General features: G+C 67.7%; 6 protein-coding genes. 5 read left to right on the top strand and 1 reads right to left on the bottom strand.

The features are described 5' to 3' along the window. The 4 genes from B5F85_RS04085 to B5F85_RS04070 all read left to right on the top strand — a co-directional run. Positions 1-885, top strand: an 885-nt coding sequence (locus B5F85_RS04085; RefSeq protein ID WP_087314634.1) for a sugar phosphate nucleotidyltransferase, incomplete at its 5' end; no start/stop codon positions are given. Positions 886-887: 2 nt separating this feature from the next. Beyond that, complete coding sequence (glgD, locus tag B5F85_RS04080; RefSeq protein WP_087314633.1) at positions 888-1,982, top strand: glucose-1-phosphate adenylyltransferase subunit GlgD; 1,095 nt, start codon at positions 888-890, stop codon at positions 1,980-1,982. A gap of 10 nt (positions 1,983-1,992) precedes the next feature. Continuing rightward, complete coding sequence (gene glgA / locus B5F85_RS04075; RefSeq protein WP_204204621.1) at positions 1,993-3,498, top strand: glycogen synthase GlgA; 1,506 nt, start codon at positions 1,993-1,995, stop codon at positions 3,496-3,498. 63 nt (positions 3,499-3,561) lie between these two features. Beyond that, entirely contained in the window at positions 3,562-6,774 is a 3,213-nt protein-coding gene (locus tag B5F85_RS04070; RefSeq protein WP_239386657.1) for a 4-alpha-glucanotransferase, read from the top strand. 94 nt (positions 6,775-6,868) lie between these two features. On the opposite strand, the gene B5F85_RS04065 is transcribed toward B5F85_RS04070, so the two are convergent. Then, on the bottom strand, positions 6,869-8,284 hold the full coding sequence (locus tag B5F85_RS04065; RefSeq protein ID WP_143786126.1) for an ATP-binding protein: 1,416 nt from the start codon (positions 8,282-8,284) through the stop codon (positions 6,869-6,871). A gap of 344 nt (positions 8,285-8,628) precedes the next feature. On the opposite strand from B5F85_RS04065, the gene mfd reads away from it, so the two are divergent. After that, complete coding sequence (gene mfd, locus B5F85_RS04060; RefSeq protein WP_087314627.1) at positions 8,629-12,063, top strand: transcription-repair coupling factor; 3,435 nt, start codon at positions 8,629-8,631, stop codon at positions 12,061-12,063. The last annotated feature ends 21 nt before the right edge of the window (positions 12,064-12,084 follow it).

The following is a 12,084-nucleotide window of genomic DNA, read 5'->3' as shown; positions in this document are numbered from 1 at the left end:
CCCCCCTACGCCACGCAGACCGGCGGCGCCTGGTACGAGGGCACGGCCGACGCCGTGACCCAGAACCTTGGCTACATCGAGACCAACGATCCCGAGTACGTCCTCATCCTCTCCGGCGACCAGCTCTACCGCATGGACTATGACGACATGCTCGCCACGCACAAGGCCAACAACGCCGACCTCACCATCGCGGTCATGCCCGTGCCCTGGGAGGAGGCCTCCCGCTTTGGCATCCTCACCGCCGAGGACGACGGCCGCATCACCAAGTTCTCCGAGAAGCCCAAGCAGCCCGATTCAAACCTCGCCTCCATGGGCATCTACATCTTCAACGCCGACCTTCTCGTCGAGACGCTGAAGGAGGACGCCAACGACCAGAACTCCAGCCACGACTTTGGCGGAGACATCATCCCCAAGCTCCTGGCCGACGGCAAGCGCCTGTTCACCTACAAGTTCGAGGGCTTCTGGCGCGACGTTGGCACCATCTCGAGCTACCACGAGACGAGCATGGACCTTCTTGGCCCCAACCCCGCCTTTGACATCTTCAGCACCACCTTCCCGATCATGAGCAACGCCTCCACGCGCCCGCCTGCGTTCGTGGGCAAGGACGCCACGATCGACGACAGCCTCGTCGCCAACGGCTGCCAGGTCTACGGTACCGTCAAGCACTCCATCCTCTCGACCGACGCCTACGTTGGCGAGCGTGCCACGGTCATCGACTCCGTGCTGCTCCCGGGCGCCGTCGTCAAGGACGGGGCCAACGTCGTGCGCGCCATCCTGGGCGAGAACTCCACGGTCGAGGAGAACGTCAGCGTCGGCAGCGTCGACACCACCAAGGACACCGCCGTCATCGGCAACGACGTGGTCGTCGGGAAGGGGGAGAACTAATCATGGAAAAGGTCATCGGCCTTATTACCTGCAACTACTCCGCCAAGGAGTCCAGCCCGCTCAATGAGAGCCGCCCGATGGCGTCGCTGCCCTACTTCGGCCGCTACCGTCTCGTCGACTTTGCGCTCTCCAACTTCGTGAACTGCGGCATCCGCACCGTGGGCATGGTCATGCCGTACAACTACCGCTCGATCATCGACCACGTTGGCTCCGGCAAGGACTGGGACCTCGACCGCAAGAACGGCGGCCTGTTCATCCTGCCCGGCTCCGCCTTCGGCACGTCCCGCACCGGCGCCCGCTTCCTGCTGCGCGACCTGGTCCACAACAAGGCCTACTTCACCCGCAGCACCTCCGACGCCGTGTTCTTCTCGACGGCCAACTTTGTCTACAACATCGACCTCGACAAGGTCTACGAGGCCCACAAGGCCTCCGGCGCGGACATCACCGTCCTGACCAAGACGGCCTCCGAGAAGGACCCCGACGTCACCGCCTTTGACGTCGAGGACGGCCGCGTCTGCGGCGTCCACCACGGCACCGCCTTTGGCGAGACGATGTTCCTGGACTGCTTCGTGATCAATCGCCACCTGCTGCTCGACATGTTCGACTGGTACGCGGCGACCGACTACCTGGACCTCTTCGAGGCCATGACCGGTGACTTTGGTCGCGTGAACGTCCGCACCTACGACTTCGACGGCTACGTCGCCCCGATCTTCAACAAGCGCGCCTACTTCCGCGCCAACATGGACCTGCTCGACCCGCGCATCACCGGCGAGCTCTTCGTGGAGGAGCGCTTCATCAAGACCAAGACCCACGACACGCCGCCCGCCAAGTTCGAGGTCGGCAGCCACGTCTGCCACTCCGCCGTCGCATCCGGCGACCGCATCTACGGCAACGTCAGCGACTCCATCCTCGGCCGCAACGTCATCATCGAGGCGGGCGCCACGGTGCGCAACTCCATCGTGATGCAGGGCTGCGTCGTCAAGAGCGGCGCTCGCGTCGAGAACGCGATCGTCGACCGCGGCAACGTCGTCCCCGCCGGCACCGAGCTGAGGGGCACCCCCGAGGACGTGCTGATCAAGGAAAAGGCTCGCGACTAGGATCGAGGGGATGGACGTGTCCACACAAGCAAAGCGCAGGAAGATTCGCGTGCTCTTCGCCACCTCCGAGGCCGTGCCCTTCGCCAAGACGGGCGGCCTGGGTGACGTCGCGGGCTCGCTGCCCCGCGCCCTCAAGCACGCCGGCGCCCGTGCCGCCGTCATCATGCCCAAGTACGCCAGCATCCCGCAGGAGTACAAGGACCAGATGAAGCACGTCGCGGACTTCTACGTTCCGCTCGCGTGGCGCAACGAGTACTGCGGCATCGAGAAGCTCACGCTGCAGGACCTCGACTTCTACTTCATCGACAACGAGGCCTACTTCAAGCGCGACGGCCTCTACGGCTACTTCGATGACGGCGAGCGCTTCGCATTCTTCTCGAAGGCCATCTGCGAGGCCATCGCCAAGGTCCCCGAGCTCGAGTGCGACATCCTGCACTGCAACGACTGGCAGACGGCGCTGTGCTGCGTCTTCCTGCGCGAGTTCTACCAGCAGATCCCGCAGTGCGCCAACGTCAAGACCATCTTCACGGTCCACAACGTCAAGTTCCAGGGCCAGTACAGCGACAAGGTCCTCGAGGAGGTCCTGGGCCTCGCCCACATCCCCGCGGCCCGCGACCAGCTCTACTGCGACCGCGACTCGGTCAACTACATGAAGGGCGCGCTCTGCTACGCGGACTACCTCACCACGGTGAGCCCGAGCTACGCCAACGAGCTGCAGATGCCCTTCTACGGCGAGGGCCTCGACGGCATCTTCCGCCGTCGCTGCGACGTCCTGAGCGGCATCCTGAACGGCATCGACCAGACCATCTGGAACCCGACGACCGACCCGATGATCCCGGCCAACTACTCCGCCAAGGAGCTCGAGAACAAGGCCGAGTGCAAGCGCGCGCTGCAGGAGGAGCTGGGCCTCGCCCAAGATCCCACGCGCCCGCTCGTGGTCTCCATCGGCCGCCTCACCGATCAGAAGGGCCTGGGCCTGGTGCGCTACGCGATGGACCACCTCATGCAGCGCGGCGTCCAGGTTGCGATCCTGGGCACGGGCGACAAGGACCACGAGGACGCGTTCCGCTACTTCGACGCCAAGTACGGCGACCAGATGTGCGCGCGCATCGCCTTTGACAACGCGCTCTCTCACCGCATGTACGCCGGCGGCGACCTCCTGCTCATGCCGTCCGAGTTCGAGCCGTGCGGCCTCTCCCAGATGATCGCCATGCGCTACGGCACCCTCCCGGTCGTGCGCGAGACCGGCGGCCTGCGCGACTCGGTTACCCCGTACAACAAGTACACGGGCGAGGGCACGGGCTTCTCGTTTGCCAACATGAACGCCGACGAGATGGCCGACACCCTTCTCGGCGCCTGCGAGATCTTCTGGACGGATCAGGACGCGTGGACTAAGCTCATGCTTCAGGCGATGGACGCCGACTTCAGCTGGCGTCGCGCCGCGAACGACTACATGGACATCTACCACGGTCTTCACCCGGAGATCATCAGGTACAACAAGAGAAGAGATAGGTAGCGCTTGAAAGCACGTCACGTAACCTCAGAGCCTGAGTACAGAAGTCCTTTCGGTGCCGTCCAGTTGGGCGGCACCGTTTCGCTGAGCATCGACGTATGGGGCGACGACGTCGTTTTCTGCACCCTGCGCGCCTGGACCGACGCGCAGGGCGAGCAGCTCATCGAGATGCGCGGCACCAACGAGGGCGACCACCTGCGCTTCACGGCGAGCTACAAGCCGGCGACGACCGGCGTCGTCTGGTACAACTTCGACATCGAGGCGAGCGACGGCGCCGTGTGGCGCTACGGCGCCCGCGAGGGCTGGACCACCGGCGAGGGCGCCTTCACCTACGGCGACCCGCCGTCGTTTCAGATCACGGTGTACCAGCCGCGCCCCCACCAGCCCCGGTGGTATCGCGAGGGCGTGGTCTACCAGATCTTCCCCGACCGCTTCGCGCGCGGCGAGGACTGGCGCGAGCGCGCCGCCGCCTCGCTTGCCGTGCACCGCAAGGGCGGCCCCGGCCGTGAGCTCGTGGAGGACTGGGACACCCCGCCGACCTACGCCCGCACCGAGGACGGCGGCATCGCTCACTGGGACTTCTACGGCGGCACGCTCGAGGGCATCCGCGAGAAGCTGGACTACCTCGAGAGCCTCGGCGTGACGGTGCTCTACCTCAACCCCATCTTCGAGGCGGCGAGCAACCACCGCTACGACACGGCGGACTACCTGCGCGTCGATCCCATGCTCGGCGACGAGCAGAGCTTCAGGGCGCTGTGCGTGGACGCCGCCGAGCACGGCATCTCCGTCATCTTGGACGGCGTCTTCAACCACTGCGGAGCCGACTCGCGCTACTTCAACCGCTTTGGCACCTACCGCGAGCCCGGCGCGTGGCAGGGCGAGCAGTCGCCGTACCGCGACTGGTTCACCTTCAACGACGACGGCACCTACGCCGGCTGGTGGGGCGACCAAAACCTCCCGAGCTTCCGCGCCGACTGCGAGCCGTTCCACGAGCTCGTGTGCGGGCGCGACGGCGTGATTCGCCGGTGGCTGCGCTCCGGCGCGCGCGGCTGGCGCCTCGACGTGGCCGACGAGCTCACCGACGAGTTCATCGCCCAGATCAAGCGCGCCCTTCTCGCCGAGAAGCCCGACGGCGTGCTCATAGGCGAGGTCTGGGAGGACGCCTCCAACAAGCTCGCCTACGGCAAGCTGCGCCAGTACTTCCAGGGCGCCGAGCTCGACGGGACGATGAACTACCCGCTGCGAACCGGGCTTCTCGCCTTCATACGCGGCGAGATCGGGGCCTCCGAGCTTGCTGCGCGTCTTGAGCAGCTGCGCGAGAACTACCCGCGCGACAACTTCTACTCCGCCCTCAACCTCATCGGCAGCCACGACCGCGAGCGCCTGTTCACGATGCTCGGCGGCGCCCCCGACCCGGACTCGGTGCCGGAGGAGGAGCGCGCGGGCTTTCGTCTCACGGACGACCAGGCGGGTCTTGCCATGGCGCGCCTGTGGGTGGTGGCCCTGCTCCAGATGACGCTTCCCGGCGTGCCGTGCGTCTACTACGGCGACGAGCGCGGCGTCGAGGGCTTCCGCGACCCCTACAACCGCGCGCCCTTCCCCTGGGACGGCGGCCGCGCGGACTGCACCAGCATCTACCGCAACGCCATCGCCGTGCGCCGGACGCTGCCGCTCTTTGTGGACGGCGAGTTCGAGCCCTTCGCCTCCGGTGAGGACATCTTTGGCTTCTGGCGCCGCAAGGACGGCGAGGCGGTCTGCGTCCTGGCCAACGGGTCGCTCTCCAATGCCCACGCCGTGAAGGTGCCGATGATCGGCGACGCCGTCGCCGACGTCATCTCGGGCCAGACGCCCAAGGTCGCAAACGGCCAGGCGGAGATCTTCCTGTGGCCGCTCGGCACGGCGGTGCTCCACTTCCACCGCTCCGAGCGCCTGCAGCAGCCGCTCGAGCGCGGGATGGGCGTGCTCTGCCACATCACCTCCGTCCCCAACGACGGCCGTCCCGGCACGCTCGGCGCCCCGGCGCGCCGCTTCGTGGACTGGCTCGCCGCGGGCGGCCAGACCTACTGGCAGGTCCTACCCGTCAACCCCACGGACGAGTACGGCTCCCCCTACGCGGGCGTCTCGGCGTTCGCCGGCAACGTCGCGCTGCTCGAGGACGACGTCGAGACGGTTCTCAGGCGTCTCGAGAAGATCGGCAACGACGAGGACTACGTCCAGTTCTGCAACGAGAACGACTACTGGCTCACGCCCTATGCGATCTTCTGCGCCATCAAGGAGGTGCTGGGCGGGGCGCCCTGGCAGACGTGGCCGGCGCGCTACCGCCACTACAGCCCGAGCCACACGCGCAACCCCCGCATCGCCATGGCGGCCGAGAACCACAAGCGCCTGCAGTACGAGTTCGACCGCGAGTGGAACGAGCTTCGCGAGTACGCGCGCGAGCGCGGCGTGCAGATCGTGGGCGACATGCCGATGTACGTCTCGGGCGACTCCTCCGACGTCTGGAGCGAGCCGGACATCTTCGACCTGGACGAGTACGGGCACGCCCGCCGCGTGGCCGGCGCCCCCGGCGACGCCTTCGCGCCCGAGGGCCAGGTCTGGGGCAACCCCACCTACCGCTGGGACATCCTGCGCGAGCAGAACTACGGCTGGTGGCTGCGCCGCTTCAGCCGCGCGCTCGCGCTCTACGACTACGTGCGCCTCGACCACTTCATCGGGTTCTCGTCGTACTTCTCGATTCCCGCGGGCAAGCCCGCGAGCGAGGGCTCGTATGCGTTTGGCCCGGGCATGGAGCTCTTCGAGGCCGCGCATCGCCAGTTTGGCCCGCTGCCGTTCATCGCGGAGGACCTCGGCGCCATCACGCCGGCCGTGCGTGCCCTGGTGTGCGCGACGGGCATCCCGGGCATGGACGTGGTCCAGTTCTCCGACGGCGACGTCCGCGAGGGCTACGCGCCGCGGCCCGAGACTGTCTGCTACACGGGCACGCACGACAACCAGACCTTCGTGGGCTTCTGCGAGAGCCGCTTTGGCGTCGAGGGCGACGAGGCCGTGGAGCTTGCCGACGAGCTCGAGCGGCGAGCGCTTGCGTCCGAGGCCGACGTGGTCATCGTGCCGCTGCAGGACGTGCTGGGCCTGGACGACGCCGCGCGCATGAACGTGCCCGGCGTGGCCGAGGGCAACTGGTCCTGGCAGGCCGAGTGGGCCGACGTCGACGCCGCGTCCGAGCGCCTGCGCGAGCTGGCGACGCTTCGCGCGGGGGATGGCGCGGGCCGCGCGGGCTAGAAATCCGCACCTCGCTGATGTCCTTCTTGCCCGCGCTAGACGATATGTGGGGTTCCTGCCGCTCCCCACATATCGTCTAGTTTGCGTCTTGGCCTCAGCGGGGGCGCGACACGCCCTCGCACATCTCGTCAAACGTCACGAGGCGGGCGCCAAGCTCGCGTGCCGTCTCATCGCAGCCGGCCGTGAACCCGGAGCGCGAGAAGGCCCATCGTGCGTCCGCACTGTTGGCCCCCGCGAGATGGGCGCGGCGGTCTAGCTTGAGAAGCTGATCGGCTCCCATGGGCTCGCCCCGCCACTTGCACTCCCCAACCATGACGGTCTGTGAGCCGTCAACCGCAACGAGGCCGATCTCCGCCTCGCAGCGCGCCTGGGGATCGTTGCCCCACCACCGACCGACGTCGGTCATGGGGAACGGCAGGCGTCCCTGCGCAAGCTGACGCCAGAGCCAGTCGCGGCAGATTCCCTCAAAGACGGGTCCCAGATGCTCGGGTAGGCCCTCTCCGATGCGGGCGACCACCGTTTGACCCAGGCCGCGCTCGATGAGGGCGCGATATGGCCGGATGAAGCGATACCAGAACCTGAAGAGACTGTCGGAGAGCCGCCATACCGCCTTGCGCCCCCCGCGCGCGGGAATCGGCTCTTCTCGCTCAACCAGGCCAATGCGCGCGAGCTCCTTGAGGTAGTAGTCAAGCGCGGCTGTCGAGAGGCCCGCCCTCGTTGCGATTTGGTTGTGTTGCGAGGCTCCCCCTGCTATTGCCGAGACCACGGCGTTATAGGGCGCCACCTTGCTGACTCCCTGCTTGAGCAGGCTCTCGGGCTCCTCGTAGAGAATGGAGCTGGGGTCAAGGAACGCGTCCGCGATGTTCTCCGAGAGCCCCCTCTCTTCTGAAAACTGTAGGAGATAGAGCGGCACGCCTCCCACCATGCCATAGATCGCGGCGGCATCCTCAGGCGTCATGTGCGGGAAGAACCTCAGGGAGTCAAAGAAGTCAAAGGGCTTGAGCTCAATCTGGGCCGTGCGCCGTCCGTAGAGCGGGCTCTCCTTGTTCAGCAGCTGCTCCTTCATGAACGAAAGAGAGGAGCCGCAGAGCACGAGAAACAGCTGTGACCGGTCTTTCCTGCGGTCAATGACCGTCTGCAACACGGAGGGAAAGCTCGTGTCTGACTTGGCAAGATAGGGAAACTCATCTATCACAAGGACGCCCCGCTCCTCGCGCGTCGCATCAAAGGCCGCCTCGAGCGCCAGCCGGAAGTCAGCATAGACGGGGGCGCTCTCGGGGCTGGCGTCTGGGTTCTGAAGCGACCACACGGCTTGGCTCAGGAGGCGCAGGTTCATGGCGGCGTCGTCCTCCACGGCGGCGCACCAGCCGCAGCGCAGGTCTCGCGTGAACTCACTCAAGAGGGCGGACTTTCCCACGCGGCGGCGGCCGTACAGCCCGATGAACTCAAAGCCGCCAGATTCGTAGCGCCTGTGCAGCAGTGCGAGCTCACGCTCTCTCCCGATGAACACTGTCCCACCTTTCTCGATGTTACCGTAGTCTATTTTACCAAACAATTCTTTAGCAAAGTATTCTTGGGTATATGTTGTGAACGCGCGCAATTCACTGGCCTGTTCGGGTTGGACGCCCGCCGGCCCTCTGCCCAGATGCCGTTTCGAGTGGAGGCGGGGCCGGTGCGAGGCGGCACGCTCTTCTCCGCGGTCCCGTTTCCCGTATGGGCGGCAACGGCCAAGCCCTGCCAAGAAGAACCTGTGAGACCACGTCTCGCTCGCTACAATGGGGCGAGAAGAACCACCCGTCGCAGCCGACGCCCCACCGGGCGCCGGCCCAAAGTCATGCAGAGGGAGTCCGCCCCATGCTCATCGACCGCGTTTCTCGCCAACTGCTCGGCGCGCCCGAGCTCGCCCCGCTCCTGCGCGAGCTTGCCGCGGGGCATGACGCCACGCTCGCCGTCGCGCAGTCGGCCCGCCCGCTCGCGCTCGCGGCCCTCTGGGCGCGCGACCCGCGCCCGTGCCTGCTCGTGGTCTCCGGCGAGGAGGCGGCCGACCGCACGGCCCGCGCGCTCGCGGCGTGGCTCGGGCAGGACAGCGTCTCGCGCTACCCCGAGCGCCGGGACCGTCCCTGGGCGGACGCCACCCCCGACGACGCCGTGATCGGAGCGCGCTGTCGGGCCGTGTCGCGCCTCGCCGCCGGCGAGCGCTGCGTCGTGGTCGCCTCCGCCCACGCCCTCCTGCGCCGCGTCCCGCCCAAGGGCAGCGGCTACTTTGCGTCGAGCACGTTCGCCGTGGGCGAGGAGGTCCCCTTCGAGGACGTGCCCGCGCTGCTCGTGGGCATGGGCTACGCGGACAACGGCGAGGTCGACGCCCCGGGCTCCTTCCACGTGCACGGCGACGCGGTCGACGTCTTTCCCGCACAGGCCGCAAGCCCCGTGCGCATCGAGTTCTTTGGCGACGAGATCGACCGCGTTCGCCGCATGGTCGCCTCCACGGGCCAGACCATCGGCGAGCTCGACGCGGTGACCGTGGCCCCGTGCCGCGAGATGGCCTTCACGGACGAGACCGTCGCCCGCGCCGAGCGCGCGCTCTACAAGGCGGCCCAGGAGTCGAGCAAGACGGCCGCCGACCTCGAGCTCATTCGCCAGCGGGCGGCGGACCCGAGCCTCGAGCGCTACCTCCCCCAGCTCTACGGCTCCACTGCGAGCCCCCTTGAGCACATCAGCCAGGAGACCCTCGTGGTGCTCGCCGAGCCCCGCGCCCTCTTCGACGACTGCATGCGCGCCTACGACGAGCTCTCCGCCGCGGCGGGCTCGGCGCGCATCCCGCTGGAGGGTCTCTACACCTCCCCGCGCGAGCTGGACTTTGGCAGCCAGCAGCGCCTGTCCTTCTCGTCCATCCTTCGTGCCGGCACAGGCGCGGCCACCGCCGAGCTCGCCGTTCGCCAGCCCCAGATCGCCGGGTCCGACGCAAAGCTGCTCGGCCGCGTGCGCCAGCTCGTCGCGGACCGCGCCGCCGTGCTCTTTGCCGTGCCGGACCGCGCGGCCCGCGAGTCGCTCGAGCTGCGCTTCACCGACGAGTCCATCCCCGTGGTCGAGTCCCTCGGCACGTCTGCCGAGAACAACGACCCGCAGGCACCGCCCCTGGAGTGCGGCCGCGTCACCTTCATCGACGCGCCCGTCCCCGCCGGCATCGTGATTCCCGCGGCGAGCCTCGCGGTCTTCTCGGTCTCAGACCTCACCGCCCGCACAGCCAAGAACCGCCGCCGCGCGCGCCGCGTGGACCCCACGAGCGTGACCTTCCCGTTCAAGCCCGGCGACTACGTGGTCCACGCCACGCACGGCATCGCTCTGTTTGCCGAGATCGTGCGCCAGGAGGTCGCCGGCCGCGAGCGCGACTACTTCCTGCTGGAGTACGCGGGCGGGGACAAGCTCTACGTGCCCTTCGAGCAGGTCGACCGCATCACGCGCTACGTGGGCCCCGACGGCGCGAGCCCGCGCCTCACGCGCCTCAATACGGCGGACTGGTCCCGCGCCACGGGCAAGGCGCGCCGCTCGGCCAAGAAGCTCGCCTTTGACCTCGTTGACCTCTACACGCGCCGCTCCTCCGTGCCGGGCTACGCCTTCTCGCAGGACACCCCCGTCCAGGAGGAGATGGAGGCGAGCTTTAGCTACGAGCTCACGCCCGACCAGCGCTCGGCGATCGCCGACATCAAGGCGGACATGGAGGCGCGCCGTCCCATGGACCGGCTGCTTTGCGGCGACGTGGGCTTTGGCAAGACCGAGGTGGCGCTGCGGGCGGCGTTCAAGTGCTGCCAGGACTCCAAGCAGGTGATGGTGCTCTGCCCCACCACCATCCTGGCGCAGCAGCACTTCGAGACGTTCTTCTCGCGCTTTGCCCCCTTTGACCTTAAGGTCTGCGTGCTCTCCCGCTTTGTGACGCCGGCCCAGCAGCGTCGGGCGCTCGAGGGCTTCGCGGACGGCTCGGTGGACGTGCTCATTGGCACGCACCGCCTGCTCTCGGCCGACGTCAACCCCTATGACCTGGGCCTCGTTATCATCGACGAGGAGCAGCGCTTTGGCGTGCAGCACAAGGAGCAGCTCAAGAACATGCGCGAGCAGGTCGACGTGCTCACGCTCTCGGCCACGCCCATCCCGCGCACGATGCAGATGGCCATGAGCGGCGTGCGCGACATGAGCCTCATCATGACGCCGCCGCCGGGGCGCCTGCCCGTCAAGGTCACGGTGGGCGAGTGGGACCCGGACCTGGTCTCGGCCGCCATCCGCGAGGAGCTTGCGCGCAAGGGCCAGGTCTACTACGTCTCCAACCGCGTGCACACCATCGACGAGGCGGTCGAGCGCGTGATGGAGGCCGCGCCCGAGGCGCGCGTGGGCGTGGCGCACGGCAAGATGAGCGCCCGCGAGGTCGAGGACGTGATGCTGCGCTTCCAGGAGCACGAGGTCGACGTCCTGGTGGCCACCACGATCATCGAGAGCGGCATCGACAATCCGCGCACCAACACGCTGATCATCGAAGACTCCCAGCGCCTGGGCCTGGCGCAGCTCTACCAGCTCAAGGGTCGCGTGGGCCGCGGGCGGGTGCAGGCCTATGCCTACTTCATGTTCCCGGGCGAGGTCTCGCTCACGCCGGAGGCCACCGACCGCCTCACGGCCATCAACGAGTACCAGGACCTGGGATCGGGCATGAAGATCGCGATGCGCGACCTCGAGATCCGCGGCGCCGGCTCGCTCATGGGGGCCGAGCAGCACGGCAACCTCTCGAGCGTGGGCTTTGACCTCTTCACGCAGATGCTCGGCGAGGCCGTGGCCGAGGCCCGCGGCGAGACCCGCGAGGTCGAGCAGGCCGAGGTCACCATCAACCTGCCGGCCGACTTCTTCCTGGCCGAGGAGTACATGCCCGACGTGGACAAGCGCGTGCTGGCGTACCGGCGCCTGGCCGCCGCCGTGGACCTGGCCGAGATCGACGAGCTCCAGCAGGAGTGCGAGAAGGACTTTGGCGCGCTGCCGCTCGCGGGGCGCAACCTCTTCGACCGCGCCCGCGTGCGCATCCGCGCGCAGCGGCTGGGGTGCACGGCGGTCTCGCTTACGAACGGGCGGCTGGTCTACCAGGGGCTCGAGGTCGCGCGTCCGGTTGCGCTCAAGCTCAAGGAGCGCGGCGCGCTCGTGTACCCCAAGACGAAGAAGGTGGCCTACCCGTTCCATCGCAGCGAGGAGGAGGTCATGCCGGCCGCGCTCGGCGTGCTCGAGCAGGTCGGCGGCGACGACGAGCTCGACTAGTGGGACAGAAACCTCCGGGGT

This window comes from Olsenella sp. An293, from assembly GCF_002159495.1.
In the GTDB taxonomy this organism is placed as follows: Bacteria; Actinomycetota; Coriobacteriia; order Coriobacteriales; family Atopobiaceae; genus Thermophilibacter.
Note: the sequence above shows the minus strand (reverse complement) of the source record. Positions and strands in the feature narration are given on the sequence as shown.